The sequence below is a fragment of the Amycolatopsis sp. NPDC023774 genome (assembly GCF_040639695.1).
In the GTDB taxonomy this organism is placed as follows: Bacteria; Actinomycetota; Actinomycetes; order Mycobacteriales; family Pseudonocardiaceae; genus Amycolatopsis.
Genome location: NZ_JBFAAJ010000002.1, coordinates 20,764 through 39,743 on the forward strand (window position 1 = coordinate 20,764; position 18,980 = coordinate 39,743).

Consider the following 18,980-nt stretch of genomic DNA (forward strand, 5'->3'; position numbering starts at 1 on the left):
GGCTGGCGCGGCTGGTAATTCCGGACCAGTCACCCGGACCAGCTACTGATCGGGCGGAGAACGGCTCGTCAGCCGGAAGCCCCTTCCGTTGCCCGCACAGTGAGCGTTTCTCAGCAGGAGTGGCTCGGGCTGTGAGGCCTGGTCGCGCACACGACCAGGCCAGGCACGGCGGGCCTGACCCCGTCGGGGCCTGCAAGGGCCAGACTGGGATCGGCGGCCAGCACGTGTTGCAAGGTTTGACCACCCCGCAGTGAGTGATCGGTTACTGTGACAGACGGAGTTGCCATCGGATGGGCGGCTCCGACGTGTGGCTGACGTGTGTCAAACGAGGGGTGCACCATGGCGCAACAGGCGCCTGCGCCAGGTAACTGGCTGGCAGGGCTTGACTTCAACATCAGCGATGCGTTCGGGGCGGCGGCGGCCGCAGGTGCCGCGGTAGGTGGTGCCGGCGGTGCCGTGGCGTCGAGCGGGCAGGGGTTCACGCTCAACCACGACGAAGCGATGACCATGCTCAACACTGCGCGTGAGATTCGAGACGACCTGTGGAACCTTATCCCCAAGGCCGAACGCCTCACCTCGCTGAAGGCCCCAGCCGACGAGCCTGCCAGCAACGGCTACAACGCGCTCCTCGCCAGCAACGGGGGAAAGCCTGGAGCGTTCGACTACGGGCTGGGGCACATCAAGCTCGAACATCAGTATGTCGTCGAGTTGATCGGCCGGCTTGAAGATGCGCTGCACCTGACGCACTCCAGCGATCAGAGCGCCACTGGTGACATTCAGAAGACCACGGGTAACGGAGGAGTTCTGGGATGACGGCGCGATCAGCTCTTGTGATCTTCGGCGTCGCGCTGGCAGCTGGGCTCACCGCCTGCAGCTCTGGAGACTCCCCATCCGCACCGAGCTCGTCAGCAAGTGCACCATCGAGCACTTCGCAGGCGTTGCCCCATAGCGGCGCGCCCAAGGTGCCGAACCCAGTCGCGTCGTCGATCCTCGACAACCAACCGTGCCAGAGTGGCCTGACCGCGGCACAGCTAACCGACCTTCTGGGCGAGGTCCCGCAGGGCTCGCCCGACACAACCGCCGGGCTTGGCCCGAGTTGCACCTGGACTAACAGCGAAAAGGGCTCGCACGTCGACGTGGCGTACGACTCTGAGTCGCACGAGGGCTTGAGCGGCTGGTACGAGAACACGAAGCCGAAGGCTGTGGTGTGGCGCGAGCTACCTGCTATTCAGGGGTTCCCCGCGGTCGCTCACGTCACGTCAGCCGGTGACCCCAGCACGTTCTGCCAGATCAGCATCGGCATCAACGATGAGACGACTGTCGACGTGTCGGTCGGTCTCGGCCCGGCGAAAAAGGGCACCGATCCGTGTCAGGCGGCCACGATCGCGGCCGGCATGGTCGTCACGAACCTGAAGCAGAAGGCCGGCTCGTAATGGGGTTCTTCAATTGGGTCGGCGACACCGCCAAGGTGGTCGGGCACGGCCTGGAGGATGCAGCCGACTGGACGGGTGACCGGTTCAGCGACGTTGGCAACTGGTTCGGCGACCTGTACCACGGGAGCCTCGGCGAGCAAACCGTGCCATCGTCGGACCTGGTCCAGAAGGTCATGGCCAGCAAAGGTGCGCCTGACTGGCACAACGGCAGTTCTGATGCAGCTGACCTCGCCTCAGAACACAGCCAGATCAGCGGGCGCGTACAGCAGCTGAGTTCGAATCTGGAGTCGGTGTGGACCGGCGGCGGAGCAGATGCGGCGCAGGGTCGGATCAGACCGCTCGCGGACGTGTCTCAATCGGCGTCGGAGACGTTCACATCCAATTCGCTGAACGTCAGCGACCTGGCGCACGGGTTCGACGAGATGAAACAGTCGCTGCAGCCGATGCCACCGACTCCGCCGCACAAGAACTTTTTCGACGAAGCGGCTTGGTGGCAGACCGACACTGAGAAACAGATCCAGGACTACAACAACGTCGGGCAGCAGAACCTCCAGAAGTACCAGGGGTATGCGACGCACGCGCAGGCCAGCGGTCAGAGGCTGAAGATCGATTACGGCCAGCTTGCCGCCTTCGACGGTGGCAAGGTCACGATCGGCTCGGGCCAGCCTGTCACCAGCAAGCAGGCCGAGATTGGCGCCCGCAGCGAGACTGGCAGTGGCCGGGGCAGCGGCGGGGCGTCGCCGACATTCACGCCGGGGCAGGGTTCGACGGTCCCGGTAGCCCACGGGTCTGGCGTGACCACGCCCGTGGGTTACCAGCCCGGCACCGGGCCGGGTGACGGGACGACGACCTCGGGGTGGACTCCACCGTCCACGAATCCGACCGGCGGCTCGACCTGGAGTCCGCCGTCGTCGTTGCCGCCTGGTGGCGGCAGCAGCGGCGGCAACTCGTGGTCACCGGGTGGCATCGGCGGGTTCGGCCCGACCAGCGGGTTTGGTGGTGGCGGTTTCGGTGGTGAATCGGGCGGCGTGAGCGGTGGTGGCCGCGCGGGCGGCTCTGCCGGCCGGCTGGGCGCCGGTGCTGGTGCTGGTGCTGGTGCTGGTGCTGGTGCGGAGGAATCGATGGGGCGTGGAGGAGCCGGTGCGGCGGCGCGCGGTGCCGCCGGCGCTCGGGGTTCGTCCGGGATGGGCGCCATCGGTGGTGCCGGTAAGGGCGGCAAAGGTGAGGAGGACAAGGAGCATCAGCGCAAGTATGTGCTGGAGGACGACTCCGCGTTCGACATCGTCGACGACGAGGACGGCAGGCTGCGTGACCCGTGGTCCGGGCTCCCGCCGACCCCGCCGACAATCGGCGGCTGAGACACGACGATGACGATCATCGACAAGCCGGTCCGGATGCCGCGATCGGCGTTCTTCGTCGCGTGGAAGCTGGCCGAGCTGGGCGATCTCCCGGCTGTGGTCGATCCGGACGACAGTTACTCGACAGCTGAGTTCGCCAAGGAACTCACCAGGCGCTCGCTGTCCCGGTTCACCGCGCTGCGCCTGGCCACAGATGACGGTCGGCTCACCCCGGAGTTCCGCGCGACGCTCAGCCTATTGGCCGTGCCGAAGCGGGAATTCTACTCGTGGACCGCGTTCGGAAGCCACCCGGATGACAACGGCGCCGTCTTCGTGGCCGAGGCCGGCCCGGACGCGGTGCGGCTGATCACCGACAACCGGTCGATCCAGCTCGACCTGATCCGGCCGCGTGGCATGGCGGCCAGCCTGGTGGACACCTTGCCGGGGTGCGCGCCCGCCCGCATCCAGCAGCTGAGGGTGCCGACTGCCTACCTCGAAGGCACGGATGCTGATCCGATGTCGGAGCTGTCCGGAGTGGCCGACGAGATGCGGTACCTGATGCGCGCCAAGCGCGTAGCGGTGCACAAGCTCTACGCCGCGATCCGCGACGGGGACGGCGACCGAGTCCGCAGCACCCCGTTGACCGTGTACGACCTGGCCACCACGGGCCGGGTCCTGGCTTTCACCAGCGACACGGACGACGGTGAGCTGGAAGCCAACATGTGCACGGGCAGCCGTACCAACCTGATCGACGCGCTCAACCTCACCCACGACGGCCTCGCCGTAGCCCGGTAAAGCCGGTATCCGGCCGGCGCAGTCAACCTGCGCCGGCCGGGCCGACTCGGCCGTTCCGCTCGGATGGTCGCGAGGGGTGCGACGCCGGAACAGCCAAGACTCAGCGCCCGTCACCGGGCCGTAGTGGCGGTCTCCCGTCCCGTGCGATCTTGGCTATCGCAGTCCGAGATAGCCGTCACGGCCGTCACACGGCTTGTGACGGCAACGAATGCCGGTTGACCTGCGAGAACGCTCGCGTGACGGCTGTGACAGCTCGGCTGGGGTCCCGTCACAGTCGTCACGAACAGCCGCCTTCAGGCGGTTTAGCGCATCGGGCCACACCCGTCACAGCACACCGGATGGGCGGAGCGCGCCGCGCAGTGACGAGTTCGGCGGCTGTGTTCGCGACAGAGCGCAGCGCGGTCACGTGCTCGGTCATCCCGTCGAGTCCGCGCGGTGTCAAACGGAGCACCAGGCTTGCTCTCTCGAACCGGGTCTCCACGTATCCGGCGGCGCGCAAGGTCATCAGGTGGGGCGCGAGACTCCGCCCATCCACGCCCAGAGCGGTCCCGGCCACGACAGCCCTGCGCCAGCGCATGTCCACCAGTTGGCACAGTACGAACAGCCGCGCCGGCAGGAGCAGCAGCGGGTCCAGCTCACGTTGAAACGCCGGTGCGATCGGCGGGCTCGGCGTCATCGCTCGATCGCCTCCCGGTCGGCGTCGCTGGAGGTGGGTGCGAGGCGGAGGCAGGTCACGCACGGCATCCCGACCGGGCGTTCCAACAACTCAAGCTCGCTCCGGCCGAACGTCACGCCGCAATACGCCGTCAGCCGCTCAGGCGCCGAACCCCCTGCTGGGAGCGGGAAGACGTGGACGACGCGGCGGGATTCGCCGAACGTGCCGGACAGCGGGCGCGCTATGAAGACCGTCATCGGGTCGGCCGCCGGTGATGGTGGTCGGCGGGAACGGGCGCGCTCGGGGTGCTGCCCGTCCCCGCCGACGTGGTGGTCCGGCTGTCCTGCTCGGGAATGAGCCGCACGCGTTGAGGCGGGCGCGGCAGCAGGACAGCCGGAGTCTGGAGACGGCCGAAGACGCGACGCCAGCACGACGGCTTGCGATGGGACGCGGGTTCGGCCGACGGCGGGGCCGTGCGGAGCCAGACCAGCGACTTGCAGGTAGCGCACGGCCGGCCAGGAGGCGTCAGGCAGGAGTGAAACAGCACATTGCGGCCGCAGAGCGTGTGGTAGCGGCCTTCCTGACGCGCGATGCCATCGGCCAGAGCCTCGTCGGTGACGGCGTGGTCCAGGTTGTCTGCCACGCAACGGTGCCAGGTCACGTACAAGCGCGAGCCGTGTTCGCCGCTGGTCACATCCACCCCCTGGTCTTTGGATCTGTTGAAATCATCCAATCCGGAGAGTTGGGCGTGGCCCAGAGCGGAAACGTTGATGTTTCGCGGCGGGAATGTGGCACTTGGAGCCTTTACCTGCAATGACAGCTGATACGCTCTGATCGCGTCAACCGGGATGAGGTGGTCGAGTGGTCAGCGTTCGTCGACGCAAGGAGCTTGTTTCAGCGCGTAAGGCGGCCGGGCTGACTCAGGAGAATCTTGCCGAGGTGATGGGCGTCGACCGCACGACGGTCATCCGGTGGGAAGCTGGCGACTACGCGCCCCTGCCGTACCAGTGGCCGAAGCTGGCCAAGGTTCTCGGCCGCACCGCAGACGAGCTGCGCGAACTGATCGGCCTGCATCCGCCGAACGGGACGGCGGAGCTTGGCTCGGCGCTTGAGCCTGCGTTCGGCTGGCTGGACCGGCACGCCGGCTGGTCTCCCGGCACTACACGCGGACGCGTGGCAAGCGCCCCGTCGGTGAAGCCGCATTCCGACGTGCCGGCCGGTCGGAGTCGTGTTGCGGCCGCCTTGGCTAACTATTACGGCGACTCGGGTCACGGGCATGTGCTGTATGCCGCACGCTGCGGACAGGTTGAGATCGCGACCAGTGTCCTGACCCGGCCGGACTGGCTGAACCTTGCTTGCCCGTTGACGGCCGAGAACGACCGGATTGTGCTGTCTGCCAACGAGAATGCGGCACGTGAGCCGGTCGACGAAGTCGGGGCGGTTCGGCGGCTGGCCGCAGCCGCGGCCGACGACGTGCGCATCGCGGACGTGCCGTTGTATCGGCTCACGGACGTGCAGATCCGACCGGAAATGGTCAGCGGCGACGTCCAGGTGGTGCCGTTCGTCGAGTACGCCCTGACCATGGATCTTCTCGAACGGGAGCTACACGACAGCCGCGCGGTACAACCGGGTCGGATGCCGCTCCGGGATCGCTACCTGCCGGATCTTCAGGCCGTGCTCGACCTTCCGGGACGGCTTTGCGCTGGTGGCGTGCTCGCGTTGACGGCGATCGCACGGCCCGCCGATCCGTTCCGCGGTGAAGCGGACTACCTCTTGCTGGTGCAGGAGCGCTCGCGGCACGTGGTGAACGCGGCTCACAGGCTGGCCGTCATCCCGAAAAGCTTCCACGGGCCGCTCGCCGATCAACGCACCGACGCGCGGATCGGCGCCACGCTGCGCCGCGAGCTGGAAGAAGAGCTGTTCGGCAGGAGCAACGTCGACCGGACAACCGGCATCCAGCGGGCCGCCGATCCCATGCACCCGGCCCGGCTCTCGGCGCCCATGCGGTGGCTGACCGAACAACCCGGCCGCTTGCGGATCGAGTGCACCGGGTTCGGGTTCAACCTGGTCAGCGGAAACTACGAGTTCGCCAGCCTGGTCGTCATCGAAGACGAGGAGTTCTGGCCGCGGTTCGGCGGTGACGTCGAAGCGAACTGGGAGGCCGCCGGGCTGCGGCAGTACTCGACGCGTGACGACGACCTGATCACCGAATTGATCGGCGACGAAACCTGGAGTAACGAGGGATTGTTTGCGTTTCTCCAGGGTCTGCGTCGACTCTCCGAGATCGGCGGTGAGCGGGTGCGGATTCCCGCAGTCGAATTAGGTCGCTGACGGCCAGCGGACAGTCAAGACAACGGAATCTGCCAACGCTTCCCAGGAATGGTCGATTCCTGGGCCCCACATGAGGTAATCGCCCGGCCGGTTCATAACTTTACTACCGCCGGTGACTTCCACTCGGAACTCACCTGAGACGAGCATCACCAGCGTGGTTCGCTGGTCGTCGGACGTCCACTCGGGACGCTTATCGCCCGCAGGATGGTTCGCCCACTTGACTTCCACGTCCTTGGACGCTCGGACACCCTGCGACGGATCGATGAAGTGGCCGACCAGCCAGCCGCGCGTGTCCGCCGCGTCTTCGTTGGCGTTGCCGGCGGTCCAACCGTCAGTCACTGGCTGATCTCCCATTCGATCACGGGTAGCTTCACGCGCTCTCCGCCGATTTCCGCAAGGCGCCTGAGCCCTTGCGACATGGCGAACAATCCTTCGTTGCTCCACGCTACATCACCCAGCAACTCGGTGACGAGCTCGTCGTCGGTAGTCGAATACTGACGAAGAGTTGCGGATTCCCAGTTTGCTTCGACCACTCCCCCGTAGCGTGCCCAAAACTCTTCGTCGTCGATGACGATCAGGCTGGCGAACTCGTAGTTTCCGCTGACGAGGTTCAGGCCGAACCCCGTGCACTCCATCCGCAGCCGGCCGGGCTGCGCCATGAGCCAGCTCATCGGCTCGGTGAGCTTGGTTGGGTGCAGTGGGTCGGCCGCAAGCATGTCGCCCAGGGTGTTGTCGATGTCGGGCCGGCCGAACAGCTCTTCTTCCATCTCACGGCGGAGTGTCATGCCCACCTGCGCGTCGCGGCGGAGGTCGGTCAGCGGCTGGTGGAAGCCCTTCGGGATCACCGCGAGCCGGCGCGCCGCGTTCAGCACGTTGCCGGACCGCTCTTGGACCAGCAGCAAGTAGTCCGCATCTCCGCGGTACGGGTCGGCAGGCCGGGCGATCGCCGTCAGCGCGAGGACGCCGCCCGCACAGAGCCGCTCGCCGACGTCGAGCACCGAGCGGAGGTCCGGCAGGTAACGGTCCCTGAGCGGCATGGCCGTCGAGCCCGCGGCCACCGCGTCGACCAGTTCACCTTCGAGAAGGTCGGCCGTCAGCGCGTAGTGCACGAACTGGGACACGCCGAACGTGCCGCGAAGCTGGTGTTCACGGATGTCCGCGCTCGTGAGCCGGTAGATCGGGCTGTCCGTGAGTCGGGTGTTCATGGACAGGGTCTCGGCGAGTCGCTGAACGGCGCGGTCGACGGCGTGGTCCGCCAAGTCGAGGTCGGTTTCCGGCTGCGCGCTCGGAACCCGGAAGTGGTCGTACGGCGGACGCAGCTCGCAATTCAGGTCGAGCCAGTCTGCGCAGGTCAGGACACTGGTGTTCATGGTGAGATCACCGCATTGCGCGGTGTACAGGCCGTGGTCGTCGACCCGGCTGCCGTAGTAAGTGGTCAGCGCGGCGGCGACGTCACGTTGGCGGACCCAACCACGCTGAGTTCCGCGGTCGTGTAGCTCCTGGACGTCGATGTGCGCGAGGCGATCGGCGACGGCGCGCCGCCCGGTGCCCGGCGTCCAGTGCGCGTGACGGTCGAGCCACTCCAACGCGGCGCCGATGTGAGGGTCGGCGTCCAGGCGTTCATCAGCCTCGCTCGACGCACCGGCCGGCGAGGCGCTGGCCGGTGCGTCGCTGGTCAACGCACCGAACCGGTCGCGCTCGGCGTCCGACGCCTGCGCCAACGCCGTGTCCAAGACCTGTTGCATGTCTGACTGCGGTCGAAGATCCGGTTTCTTGTGCCACGACCCGACTGTGCGCGCGCTGATTCCCAGGCGTTCGGCGAAGCGCTCTTGACTCAGCCGCAATGCCGACTGCAATGCCGTCGCCGTGCGTCCCGTCCATCCCCCGGCCGGATTCATTGCGCTCCCGAATGTCGGTGATCTGCGGTGGTTGTGCGGTGATGCTGCGGTGCTTATGCATGGGTTGAGAGGCCGTTCCAGCCTTGAATTGAAGGCATGGAAAAGACCTCGCTAACGCTTCGGCCGGATGTGCTCGACCACGGTTGCCAGGCTCGTTTGAACATCTTCGAGCCGGTCTGTGATCTCGGCCAGCCGCTGTTCAAGCGCGTCCAATCGGGACGCGAGCTCGTTGCCGTCGTCGGCCGGCTCGTCCGGGTGCGGCGGCGTGCGGTTCTGCAGCACGGCCAGCAGATGCCGCGGGTGCCAGCCCAGCGTCGTCGACAGCGCTTCGAGCGTCCGGGCACTGCGGCGCCGCTCGACGACATGGTGCTGAAGCTCGCGCACGGTCGCTTGCGACACGTGCGACCGCTCGGCCAGCTCGCGTTGCCGCCAGCCCAGTTCCCGCACGCGCATGTCGATCGCCTTGGCGACCGCCGCCCAGTCCTCCGTCACGTATTCCTCCGCGCTCCGCCTCAGCGCCGAGATTAGCGGCTTTTCAACCGTTCATTAGCGCCGCGGGTGCGTGTTGCTGCGGCGCGCGGACAAACACGTCCGCATGACAGCTGAAATAAACAATATAGTCTTGAAATCAACAGAATGGTTCTCTCATGAACACCAAAACGACCTTTCACACCATTCCCGAGTCCGCGTGGATTCTCGGCGTCTCTCGCAACACGGTCAGCCGGGCGATCCGCACCGGCGCCCTGCGCGCCACCCGATGCCGGACTGGCCTGCGCGTCTCCTCGGCCGAGTTGGCCAAGGCGCTTCAGGACGGAGGTGCGGCATGGACGACCTCCAGCTGATCGGCATCGCGTGGCGGCTGGATCACTTGCGATGGGTGCCCACCGATGTCCTGACCACCATCGTGACCAGCGATGGAGCCTGCATGACCCCGGCGGCGGGCGGGCCGCCGAACGCTCGTGGTGATCGGGAGTTCGCCAAGCGCTTGTGCGGTGGCTGCCCGGTCCAGAACGAGTGTCTTGAACTGGAGCTTCGGGCGGCCGGCGCTGAGACGGTCGGCGTCTGGGGCGGGATGACCGACGACGACCGGCGCGCGCTGTACCCGCACTGGCTGCGACGCGGCGACCGGACTGAGAGGGGTGCGCGATGAACGGACTGACCGTGACACCCACGCAGATCCTCGCCGGAGTCGGCGTGCTGCTCGTGCTGTTCTGGGTCTGGCGGGCCGGCGCGCGCCGGGCGAAGGCTGCCGCTGAAGCCGCTCGGAGCGGGGCGCGGCTCGTGTCGCTGGTCGGGCGGGTGCTGTTCAACGCCGGCTTGATCGTCGCCGTCCAGTGGGTGGTGATTGCGCACCCGGGCAGCATGTGGCTGCTGATCACCGTGCTCGGCCTGCCGGCGCTGTTCGCGTCCTACGCACTGACTCGCGCCATGACCGTGACCACCGTCGACACACGGAAGCGGGGTGGTCGGCGATGAACCGTGCTCAACGGCTCGCGCAGGACGCGGCCGAAGCAGCGGAGGTGCGCGCCTACCAGACCGATCCGGACGTCGTCGCACTGCGGATCGAGCGAGTCAGGCGGCAGGTCGATTGGATGTGTTGGACCGGGATCGTGCTCGGGCTGGCGTTCACGATGACCAACGTCCAGGGCTTCGCGTCCGCCGGAACACGGCCGGGCTCGCTGCCGTGGCTGGCGGCGTGGGTACTGGACCCGACCGTCTCACTGGTCCTGCTCGCGATCCTGCGCGCGGAGCAAGTGACCGCGCGATACCAGGTCCAGACGGGTCCGTGGGTGCGGCGGGCGAAGTGGTTCACGCTCGCGGCTACGTACGTCATGAATACCTGGACGTCGTTCGCGGCCGGCGATCCTGCATCGATCGTCCTGCACTCAGTGCCGCCGCTGGTCGTGTTCGTCGCGGTCGAAGCGATCACCGACCTTCGGGACAAGCTCACTGACGCCGTGCTCGTGGCTGCTGAACGGCGTCCTGTTCACGAGGAACCCGTGAACGCCGGTAGGCGCGTCCTGTTCGGCGACTACCTCGCGATCGCCCGGGAGAGTTGGACGCCGGACGTCGAGATCACGCCGGCATGGGTACGGCGGGCGACCGGCTGTTCGCGCGGGCTGTCACCACGGCTTGCGCGGGCGCTGCGCGCGGAGGTGGCCAATGGCTGACTCGTTGCCGGTCAAGGCCGATCCCGTGCTCGACGGCGAGCTGGTCGACGACACGTTGCCGCAGCCTCGTCGGCGTAAGCGACGTCGGAACCGTTTCTTGTTGTGGTGGTTGCACTCGCCGCGGGTGCCGTTGTGGCTGAAGAACAAGTCGCAGGCGGTGCAGGCGCTCAAGGATGCTGTGGTGTGGCTGGTGCTGTCGCCGTTGCGGTTCCTCGGTGCGGTTGTGCGCGGTGTCGTCGTCGGTGCGCGGTGGTGGCGTAGGTGGGTAACCGTCCGGGATTACCGGACGGCCGCCGAAGAGTCGGAGAAGCTGGCGGACAAGTTCATCGAAATCCGAACGCTGACGTTGTTCCGGTGGAAGGTTAGCGGCGCCATCGCGGTCGTTGTCGCCATTGCGGTGGCCGTCATCGATCTGGTGTATGGGGACGATCCACTGTGGATCGCCGGGGCGGCTGCGTCGGTAGCGCTCGCGGTTCTCGGACGAAGGAAGGATGGCAGTCCCGGGCGTAAGCCTGCGCTCGCCGGACCGCGGACGCTGACGTGGACGATGGACCCGCAGGTCCTGGTGGACGCGTTCCGGGACGCGAAGCTGATCGGCAAGGACGAGACGCTGCGGCTCGTCGAGCGCGCGACGCGCGTCGGTGACGGCTGGGCGGTCACCGTCGACCTTCCTGCCACGCGCAAGGCGGCCGACGTGGTGAAGAACCGGGACGCACTCGCGTCGGCGCTCGCGGTCGACGAAGTCCAGCTGATCGTCGAGCGGGTACGAGGCAACAGTGGGCACGCCGGTCGGGTGGCGATGTGGGTGGCTGATGAAGACCCGTACGCATCACCGCCGTTGAAGACGCCGCTGCTCGGCGTGACGCAGTGGGACGCGTGGCGGCCGATTCCGTTCGGACGGGATGCGCGGGATCGGCGGATCGACCTTCCGCTGGTGTGGACGTCACTGCTCGTCGGCGCGATTCCGCGACAGGGCAAGACGTTTTCCGCCCGGCTCGCCGCTGCCGGGCTCATCCTGGACGCGTGGGTCCGGCTGTACGTCGCGGACTTCAAAGCTGGGAAGGACTGGGACGCGGCCGGTTTGGTGGCGCACCGGTTCATGTCGGGCGACGAACCCGAACACGTGCTGGCCTTGGTGGATTGGCTGATCGAGCTGGTCGGCGAGGTTCAGACGCGGTTCCGGCGGATGCGCGACCTGGACGACCTCACCTGCCCGGAGTCGAAGGTCACGCCGGAGATGTCCCGGGACAAGTCGTTGAACATGCCGATCACAGCGATCTTCATCGATGAGGTTCAGGTTCCCTTGGAGGACCGCACACCCGTTGACGTGCAAGGAAAGAAGCTTCCCGCGGGTGAGTACGTCGGTGAGCTGCTGACCTGGCTGGCGAAGAAGGGGCCGGCCGCGGGGATCGTGCTCGTGCTCGCGACGCAGCGGCCGGACTCGAAGACGATCCCGTCCGGGCTGCGCGCGGTGCTCGGCTCCCGGTTCGCCTTGCGGGTGATGGACTGGCGCGACTCGAACATCGTGCTCGGCGAGCAGATGAACACGCGAGGGTTCGACTCCTCGCGGCTGCTGCCCTCGCACAAGGGCGTCGGCATCCTGCGGCCGGACGGCGACACCGCCGCTGGCGCCGACGTGCTGGCCATGACGGTCCGGACCTACTACATGCCGAACGAGGACTGGCGGACCATCTGCGAGCAAGGCCGGGCGCTGCGCGAGACGGCCGGGACGCTCACGGGGCATGCAGCCGGGCAGGACACAATGCCGGTCCTCAACCACGCCGCGGCAATGAAAGCAATCAGTGCAGGTCAGCCCGTCGACGAGGTGGAGCTGCCCGCGCTGCTCGCGTCGATCGTCGACTACCTGGGCGACGATCTCAGCGAGGACGGCCGGGACTTCGTACCGACGGCCGAACTGCTCGACGCGCTGGAGATGGACCGGCGGACGTTCGCCCAGGAGATGACCGACCTCGGATGTCGGCCGACCCGGGACCGGGTGACCAGCGAAGACGGCGAGGTTCGGCAGGTGCGCGGGTATCTGACAGCTGAAATCAGGGACGCAGTCAGTCGAGCGACCAGCGGCGACGAGCTGGACGTCGAAGAAGATCAGCCATGAGCACCGCTCACTCCGCGGATCGACCGATCCGAGTTACCCTACCTGCGGGACTGCCAAGCCTAACGCCTGCTGTCGCGCGCGGCTTGCTGGCCATCCTGATCGAGCTTGCCGAGGTGCCGGTACTGGACGGACCGGCGGAGGAGGTAGACCGTGACGGCTGAAATCAGCAGTGACCCGTGGTCAACGCTTGACGACATCCTTGGCCTGGAAGTCGTCGACCCCGCAGACGACGGGATCGGCGAGCTGGCGGTCTACGGCCGGTGCTCTACCGAGGACAACCAGGACCCCGAGACTTCTCGCGGCTGGCAGTTCGGGAACGCTCGGAAGTTCGTCGAGCCGCTGGGCGGACGGGTCGTGGCCGAGTTCTTCGACATCGGGCAGTCACGTTCGGTGCCCTGGGACCGGCGTACCGAAGCCGCTCGGCTGCTTGCCGAGCTGAAGAACCCGCGGCGGACGTGGAACGCCGTCGTGGTTGGTGAGGGCACCCGGTGTTGGTTCGGCAACCAGTTCTCGCTGATCGCGCCACGGTTCGCTGCGTACGGGGTGGACTTGTGGGTGCCGGAACTCGGCGGAAAGTTCGACGCGCGGAACCCGTCGCACAAGATGCTCATGAGCGTGCTCGGAGGAATGAGCGAGTCAGAGCGGCAGCACGTGCAGGCTCGTGTCCGCGCAGCGATGGACGCCCAGGTCGTGAACGAAGGGCGACACCAGGGCGGCCGGGCACCGTATGGATACGTCGTGGTCGACGGCGGGCCGCATCCGAACCCGCGGAAGGCGGCCGAGGGGTTCCGATTGCGCGTGCTGGCGATCGACGACGAGGCGGCCGACGTTGTCCGGCGGATCTTCGCCGAGTACCTGGAAGGTGTTGGCGACCGCGCGATTGCGAAGGCCTTGAATCAGGACGGAGTGCCCTGCCCTTCGGAACGCCGGCGCGACCAAAATCGCCACCGACTCGCCGATGGCTGGCAGGGCAGCACCGTTCGATCCATTTTGGAGAATCCGCGCTACACCGGGTACGCGATCTTCGGGCGCTGGACGAAGCATGAAACGTTGCTGAACCCGGATGATGTGAGTGCGGGGCACGTCGTGCGGTTCCGTCGCGCGGAGCCCGAACGCGTCGTTCGGTCGCGGCGGCCCGCGCACCCGGAGATTGTCACGGTGGAGACGTTCACGCAGGCGCAGTTGGTGCGCCGGTCCCGTGCGGCCGGCGGGATGCGTGGCATTGCGAAGCTTGACCGGGATCGGAGCGCCACCACGCACACCTACTTGCTGAAAGGGTTGGTGCGCTGCGAGATCTGTACGCGGAAGATGCAGGGCGCGGCGATTCGCAAAGGCGTGTACTACCGGTGCGTCGCGCGGACACTGGCGCCGGGCTCTGCGGCGCTCGCCGACCACCCGAAGACGGTGAATCTGCGAGAGGACGTCGTGACTCCGCCGATCAACGATTGGCTGTGTCAGGTCTTCGACCGGGCCAACCGGGACGAGACGGTGGCCGCGCTGGTCGGTGCGCAGGGCGGCCAGCCTGGCACGGGCCGGGAAGCCGTGGAGAAGCGACTTAAGGACGCGGAAGCACGGTTGCGGAGGCATCAGGCGGCGATCGAGGCAGGGGTTGACCCGGCAGCCCTGGTCGACGCGATGAACGTCGCTCAAGCCGAGCGGCAAGCCGCGAAGGAAGAGCTTCAGCACCTGCCAGAAGCGCAGACGCTCGACGTGGCTGAGGTGTACGCCATGCTCGACTCGCTCGGCGACGTTGCCCGGCACCTGAACTCACGGAACCCGGACCGGATCATGCAGGTCTACCGAGACCTGGGCCTGCAAGTCGTCTACGACAACAAAAAAGAGGCGGTCGTGGTGACCGCCTCTCCCCGTGTGGTTAACGTGTGTGTCCGAGGGGGGACTTGAACCCCCACGCCCGTTAAGGGCACTAGCACCTCAAGCTAGCGCGTCTGCCATTCCGCCACTCGGACTTGCTGATGAAGAGAGTATACGACCCCTGGAGGCCCGTTTTCAGGGGGGTGTCACCTGATGTTCAAAGGCCAGATGGGATGATCATGTGTTTCGCCCATGGCATTTAGCGGCTAGTGTATCGCCAGGTCAGCGCGTTTTGATGGGCTGCCAGCTCGCGGGGCCATGCTGGCTTGGGCGTCGGCGTCGAGCGGAGCTGCGGGGCTGCGCGTTGCGTCGGGAGCATGTTCGGTTCCAGGCCTTCCGGCACTCGGCTGCCGGGCGAGGTCGCCTTCCGGTGACCGGGAGTAGCCGATGTGGCCGGCGTGCGGAGGACAGCTGATATCACGGCGACTCGAGTGAGGCGCCCCGCCTGGTCCGCAAGGGAACCGGGAGTGGAATTCGGACGTCTCAGACAGGACGAGTGTTACATTACCGACACGCAATGTCACTCGGCGCGTCGGTGACCTCCCGCCTGGCGAGCGGGACGGTGGGGAAGGAAGCTCTGTGGGGTTCGAGGTCGATGTCGAGAACATCAGCAACGCCGCGGCGAAGCTCGGCCGGGGGACGCCCCCGTCGCTCTCTGCGCAGGGGGCGCCGAATGTGGGGGGCACGGACCGGGCCGGTGGCTTCGCGGGCGATTACGAGGTCTGGCTGCTGACCCGGCAGGAAGATCTGGACGCGGCGCGGCAGCAGGTCGACAGTCTGGTCGAAACGATCGGCAACGCTGCGAAGAGTTACCACAGCAGCGACGCCGAAGCGCGCGGCGTGTTCCTGAAAGCGCTGGACAGCAGTTTCGAACGGATCGACCGGTGACGGCGGTGTTCGACAAGATCCGTGAGCTCGCCGGCAAAGTGGAACAAGGCAGCACGACCGAGCTGGATGACCGTGCGCGGGCCTGTAGAGCGACCAAGGAATCGGTGAAGGACGCCAAGGCGCTGCTGGAGAGCGTCCGCGCGCAGTTGAGCGAGGGCTGGCACGGAGGGGCCGGGGAGTCGGCCCTGTCCTCACTGGATGCCTTCAAGAAGAACCGCGACGACCAGGCCAAGGATCTCGAAGAGTCGGCGAAGTCGTTCGAAGTCGTGCGCGACGCGCTGGCGAAGGCGCAGTCCGACGCCCGCAGCAAACGCGAGGACGCCGATAAATTGCAGGCGAAGCTCGACAACGTGTGGAAGGACCTCTCGAACGGCAAGGGGAACATGGTGTTCGCCTGGGCGCAGGACAAGATCATCAAGGCCGAGGCCCTCGTCCTGCTCGCCGATCTGCAGCGGGTGGTCACCACCTACGACGCGGTCCTGCTCGCCGAGGGCCTGAAGCTCCGCAACAAAACGGGCCAGGTGTGGGAGCTCGCGGGCTCCGAGAAGCGGAACCCGGCCGAGATCGCCGCGATCATCCTGCGCGAGATCCCCGGTCTCGCCGCGCTCGTCGCGAAGAACCCGAAGCTCGATCTCGCCCTGCTGAAGGGCGATTGGGACACGATCATGCGCGACCCCGAGGTCGCACAGAAGATCTACGACTACTTCGGCTTCAAGCACGTCGAGGGCGGCGACTTCTACACCACCGGCGAGCACTCCGTGCAGAGCTACCTCGGCTGGCACGACATCTACGACAAGATGGAGAAGCTCATCGGCGCGGACCTCGACCGCACCAGCTCCCAGGGCGACAACATGGAGTTCACCGACCCCAAAACCGGGAAGCAGTACCGGCTGGAGCTGTGGAAGGGCAGCTACGGGTTCGGCGGCGCGTTCGGCGGCGAAGTCGGGTTCTACACGCGCGACCCCCAGTCCCAGGACCCGTCCGGCTATTTCTCCGCAGCTCAGGGTGACGACCAGATCAAGGTGACCCAGCAGATCTACGACAAGGAAAGCGGCAAGGTCTACTTCACCAACGACGGCCAGGGCGCCGACGGCACCGACAGGCGGCACTTTTGGAACCTGGCGATCCGCTCCGACCCGGGCGTGCACCCCGACCAGCTGGGCCAGCGGGCCACGATCGAGGTGCAGGACACCGACATGCGCGACCGGATCTACAACGAGATGACGCGGTACGCCGCCGCGCACCCCGAGGAAAACCTGACCGTCACGAAGGTGTCCGACCACCCGCCCGTGCTCAGCTACGACTGGAAGAAGTGACCGGCGGGGTCACAACGACGTCAGCGGCTTGAACTCCCACGGCTCGTCGTCGTCTTCGCTCCCCCCACGACCCCCACGACCCCCGCGGCTCTCCCGCGCCGGAACCTCGCGGTCGGCGAGACCGGCGAACACCTCGGCGACGTCGATCAGCCCGGCGACCTCATCTGCGACGCCCCGGCCGTGTCGTTCGTCGACCTCTTCCAGCCCTTCGCGCAACACGGCGACCGCGGCGTTCCTGGCTCGGGTGCGCAGCGCGCGGGCCAGCTCTTCGGACGTCTCGCCGGCACGTCTCGACTCAGTCATGGGCCACAGACTATCCGGCCAGGTCGGGTGAAAAGGCGCATTTGGCGCAAGGCTCGACCAAGCCCCTGCCTCGACCGTCCCGGCCGAAGGGTCAGAACACCAGACCCGGTTCGGCGGTCTTCTCCGGACACGGCGTCGGCGGCGGGAGCCCGGGCTGACGGCGTTGGCGGTCACCGTCGAGCCACCCAGTTTCCACCCCGCCCGCGCGAACGAGGCCGGCGACACCGGCGTTGGCGGCGCAATACGCCGCGAGCATGGGCAATCCGCGCGTCGCCGCTGCCGACGCCATGGCGAGGAGAACCGGCCCGAGCGCTGGGCTGGGCGGCGCAGCAACGCCCGGATCGCGGCGCGCGCGAGGTTTACGACGCCCCGCAGGTCGGTGTCGAGCACGGCGTCTTCCTGTTCGTCGGGCACTGCCCACAGCGGAACGCCACGGCCTGATCAGCACCGTCCCCGACCTCGCCGCCAGCGCCACCATCCACTACGACGCCTGGGAACGCGCCGTCGCCGATTTCGTCGCCCGGCGCACGGGCCAGCCCACGGATTCGCTCTTCCCGCGCATCGTCGGCCGCTCGGTGCTCGCCTCCTGCCGCACCGTCTACGAACGCTGGTTCGCGCGCGCCGACGCCGACCTCGCGGTGCACCTGGAGGCCGCCCTGGAAGCCCTGCCCGCCGGGTTCGCCGACCCCGTGCCGGCCACCGAGCCCGAGCCGCCGGCCGAGCGCGGGTGAGGCGTGCCGGAATCCGGCCCGGCACCAGCGGAAACACCCCCTATACTCGGCGGCTGTGATCGACGTCCGACCGCCGGCACCGGAACGAGCTCGGGCGTTCCTGGACGACCGGAGACCCCCGACCCCCTGCCTCGTGATCGATCTCGACGCGGTGCGGGAAAGCCACGACCGGCTACGTGAGGCGCTGCCCGAAGCGCGGATGTACTACGCGGTGAAGGCGAACCCGGCGCCGGAGATCGTGCGGTTGCTTGTCCGGGCCGGCGCGGGCTTCGACGTCGCCGGCCGCGAGGAGATCGAGCTCTGCCTCGCCCAGGGCGCGCGCCCCGAGCTGATCTCGTACGGCAACACCGTGAAGAAGGCGCGGGACATCGCGTTCGCGTTCCGGGCCGGGGTTCGCCGGTTCACCTTCGACAGCGCCGAAGGCCTCGCCAACCTCGCCGAGCACGCACCCGGGTCGACGGTGTCGTGCCGGGTGCTCGTGGACAGCTGCGGCTCGCAAACCCCGTTCGGGCAGAAGTTCGGCTGCGCACCGGAGATGGCGGTGGACCTGCTCGTCCACGCCGCCGCCCTCGGGCTCGATCCGGAAGGCGTCGCCTTCCACGTCGGCTCCCAGCACCTCGACCCGCGGGCGTGGGAGACCGGGATCGCCACCGCCGCGAGGGTGACGCGCGAGGTGGCGGCGCGCGGTGTCGCGTTGCGCGGCTTGAACATCGGCGGCGGGCTGCCGGGCCGGTACACGACCACTCCCCCGCCGCTCGCCGAGTACACGGCGGCCATCCGCGCGTCGATCGCGCGGCACTTCCCCGTGGCACCGGACCTCGCGTTCGAGCCCGGCCGAGCCGTGGTGGCCGACGCCGGGCTGATCCGCAGCGAGGTCGTGCTGGTGTCGCGCAAGTCCGTGACGGACGAGAAGCGCTGGGTGTACCTGGACATCGGCCGGTACGGCGGGCTGGCCGAGACCGAGAACGAGGCCATCGCCTACCGCCTGGAGACCGCGTACGACGGAACTCCGGACGGCCCGGTCGTCGTCGCCGGCCCCACGTGCGACGGCGACGACGTGCTCTACCTTCGCACTCCGTACCGCCTGCCGCTCGGTTTGACGGCCGGCGACCACGTCGACATCCTGAGCGCGGG

The 18,980-nt window shown here is 67.5% G+C and carries 20 protein-coding genes, 1 tRNA gene and 1 pseudogene; 15 read left to right on the forward strand and 7 right to left on the reverse strand.

What is annotated here, in order from left to right; genetic code table 11:
- Positions 1–339 precede the first annotated feature (339 nt).
- Genes AB0F91_RS05950 through AB0F91_RS05965 form a run of 4 tightly spaced genes read left to right on the forward strand, consistent with a single transcriptional unit; the run spans position 340 to position 3,565 of the window.
- Entirely contained in the window at positions 340–813 is a 474-nt protein-coding gene (locus AB0F91_RS05950; protein ID WP_360595213.1) for a hypothetical protein, read from the forward strand.
- Positions 810–1,433: a DUF3558 domain-containing protein gene (locus tag AB0F91_RS05955; protein WP_360595214.1), complete on the forward strand. Its 624-nt coding sequence runs from the start codon at positions 810–812 to the stop codon at positions 1,431–1,433. Before AB0F91_RS05950 ends, AB0F91_RS05955 begins: the two co-directional genes overlap by 4 nt.
- Positions 1,433–2,791 carry a hypothetical protein gene (locus AB0F91_RS05960; protein WP_360595215.1) on the forward strand — a complete coding sequence of 453 codons (1,359 nt, stop codon included), beginning with the start codon at positions 1,433–1,435 and terminating at the stop codon, positions 2,789–2,791. Before AB0F91_RS05955 ends, AB0F91_RS05960 begins: the two co-directional genes overlap by 1 nt.
- A 9-nt stretch (positions 2,792–2,800) precedes the next feature.
- On the forward strand, positions 2,801–3,565 hold the full coding sequence (locus AB0F91_RS05965; RefSeq protein ID WP_360595217.1) for an ESX secretion-associated protein EspG: 765 nt from the start codon (positions 2,801–2,803) through the stop codon (positions 3,563–3,565).
- A gap of 277 nt (positions 3,566–3,842) precedes the next feature.
- Here the strand turns inward: AB0F91_RS05965 and AB0F91_RS05970 are convergent, their stop codons facing one another.
- Positions 3,843–4,241 (reverse strand): MarR family transcriptional regulator, encoded by a 399-nt coding sequence (locus AB0F91_RS05970; RefSeq protein ID WP_360595218.1) that lies wholly within the window; start codon positions 4,239–4,241, stop codon positions 3,843–3,845.
- Positions 4,242–4,473: 232 nt separating this feature from the next.
- Positions 4,474–4,920, reverse strand: a complete 447-nt coding sequence (locus AB0F91_RS05975; RefSeq protein WP_360595219.1) for a hypothetical protein — start codon at positions 4,918–4,920, stop codon at positions 4,474–4,476.
- 161 nt (positions 4,921–5,081) lie between these two features.
- Between AB0F91_RS05975 and AB0F91_RS05980 the strand changes: the two genes are divergently transcribed.
- Positions 5,082–6,551 carry a helix-turn-helix transcriptional regulator gene (locus tag AB0F91_RS05980; protein WP_360595221.1) on the forward strand — a complete coding sequence of 490 codons (1,470 nt, stop codon included), beginning with the start codon at positions 5,082–5,084 and terminating at the stop codon, positions 6,549–6,551.
- Here AB0F91_RS05980 and AB0F91_RS05985 read toward each other — a convergent pair.
- The 3 genes from AB0F91_RS05985 to AB0F91_RS05995 form a co-directional block, all read right to left on the reverse strand.
- Positions 6,540–6,890: a cupin domain-containing protein gene (locus tag AB0F91_RS05985; protein ID WP_204089413.1), complete on the reverse strand. Its 351-nt coding sequence runs from the start codon at positions 6,888–6,890 to the stop codon at positions 6,540–6,542. The genes AB0F91_RS05980 and AB0F91_RS05985 overlap by 12 nt on opposite strands.
- Positions 6,887–8,449, reverse strand: coding sequence for a transcriptional regulator (locus tag AB0F91_RS05990; RefSeq protein ID WP_360595222.1), 1,563 nt, complete (start codon positions 8,447–8,449; stop codon positions 6,887–6,889). Before AB0F91_RS05990 ends, AB0F91_RS05985 begins: the two co-directional genes overlap by 4 nt.
- Before the next feature lie 111 nt (positions 8,450–8,560).
- The gene (locus tag AB0F91_RS05995) at positions 8,561–8,941 is read right to left on the reverse strand and encodes a helix-turn-helix transcriptional regulator (protein WP_184778382.1); all 381 of its coding nucleotides are present in this window, start codon (positions 8,939–8,941) and stop codon (positions 8,561–8,563) included.
- Positions 8,942–9,096: 155 nt separating this feature from the next.
- On the opposite strand from AB0F91_RS05995, the gene AB0F91_RS06000 reads away from it, so the two are divergent.
- The 6 genes from AB0F91_RS06000 to AB0F91_RS06025 all read left to right on the forward strand — a co-directional run bounded on the left by AB0F91_RS06000 (position 9,097) and on the right by AB0F91_RS06025 (position 14,638).
- Entirely contained in the window at positions 9,097–9,291 is a 195-nt protein-coding gene (locus tag AB0F91_RS06000; protein WP_204089415.1) for a helix-turn-helix domain-containing protein, read from the forward strand.
- Positions 9,273–9,599, forward strand: coding sequence for a WhiB family transcriptional regulator (locus tag AB0F91_RS06005; RefSeq protein WP_360595224.1), 327 nt, complete (start codon positions 9,273–9,275; stop codon positions 9,597–9,599). The genes AB0F91_RS06000 and AB0F91_RS06005 overlap by 19 nt, the downstream gene beginning before the upstream one ends.
- The gene (locus AB0F91_RS06010; RefSeq protein WP_360595225.1) at positions 9,596–9,925 is read left to right on the forward strand and encodes a hypothetical protein; all 330 of its coding nucleotides are present in this window, start codon (positions 9,596–9,598) and stop codon (positions 9,923–9,925) included. Before AB0F91_RS06005 ends, AB0F91_RS06010 begins: the two co-directional genes overlap by 4 nt.
- A complete protein-coding gene (locus tag AB0F91_RS06015) occupies positions 9,922–10,620 on the forward strand; it encodes a hypothetical protein (protein ID WP_360595228.1) in 699 nt (232 codons plus the stop codon). Before AB0F91_RS06010 ends, AB0F91_RS06015 begins: the two co-directional genes overlap by 4 nt.
- The gene (locus AB0F91_RS06020) at positions 10,613–12,736 is read left to right on the forward strand and encodes a cell division protein FtsK (RefSeq protein ID WP_360595229.1); all 2,124 of its coding nucleotides are present in this window, start codon (positions 10,613–10,615) and stop codon (positions 12,734–12,736) included. Before AB0F91_RS06015 ends, AB0F91_RS06020 begins: the two co-directional genes overlap by 8 nt.
- Positions 12,737–12,886: 150 nt before the next feature.
- On the forward strand, positions 12,887–14,638 hold the full coding sequence (locus AB0F91_RS06025; protein ID WP_360595231.1) for a recombinase family protein: 1,752 nt from the start codon (positions 12,887–12,889) through the stop codon (positions 14,636–14,638).
- Here the strand turns inward: AB0F91_RS06025 and AB0F91_RS06030 are convergent.
- A tRNA-Leu gene (locus AB0F91_RS06030) sits at positions 14,620–14,703 on the reverse strand. The two genes, AB0F91_RS06025 and AB0F91_RS06030, sit on opposite strands and share 19 nt — an antisense overlap.
- Before the next feature lie 484 nt (positions 14,704–15,187).
- Between AB0F91_RS06030 and AB0F91_RS06035 the strand changes: the two genes are divergently transcribed.
- Together AB0F91_RS06035 and AB0F91_RS06040 are read left to right on the forward strand one after the other, a co-directional pair.
- A complete protein-coding gene (locus tag AB0F91_RS06035; RefSeq protein ID WP_360595233.1) occupies positions 15,188–15,496 on the forward strand; it encodes a hypothetical protein in 309 nt (102 codons plus the stop codon).
- Positions 15,493–16,812, forward strand: coding sequence for a DUF4474 domain-containing protein (locus AB0F91_RS06040; RefSeq protein WP_360595235.1), 1,320 nt, complete (start codon positions 15,493–15,495; stop codon positions 16,810–16,812). Before AB0F91_RS06035 ends, AB0F91_RS06040 begins: the two co-directional genes overlap by 4 nt.
- A gap of 9 nt (positions 16,813–16,821) precedes the next feature.
- Here the strand turns inward: AB0F91_RS06040 and AB0F91_RS06045 are convergent, their stop codons facing one another.
- Entirely contained in the window at positions 16,822–17,115 is a 294-nt protein-coding gene (locus tag AB0F91_RS06045) for a hypothetical protein (protein ID WP_360595237.1), read from the reverse strand.
- Positions 17,116–17,369: 254 nt separating this feature from the next.
- Between AB0F91_RS06045 and AB0F91_RS06050 the strand changes: the two genes are divergently transcribed.
- Together AB0F91_RS06050 and AB0F91_RS06055 are read left to right on the forward strand one after the other, a co-directional pair.
- Positions 17,370–17,846 carry a hypothetical protein gene (locus AB0F91_RS06050; protein WP_360595238.1) on the forward strand — a complete coding sequence of 159 codons (477 nt, stop codon included), beginning with the start codon at positions 17,370–17,372 and terminating at the stop codon, positions 17,844–17,846.
- Positions 17,847–17,979: 133 nt separating this feature from the next.
- Positions 17,980–18,969, forward strand: a pseudogene (locus AB0F91_RS06055) (type III PLP-dependent enzyme); the annotation flags it as partial.
- Positions 18,970–18,980 lie beyond the last annotated feature (11 nt).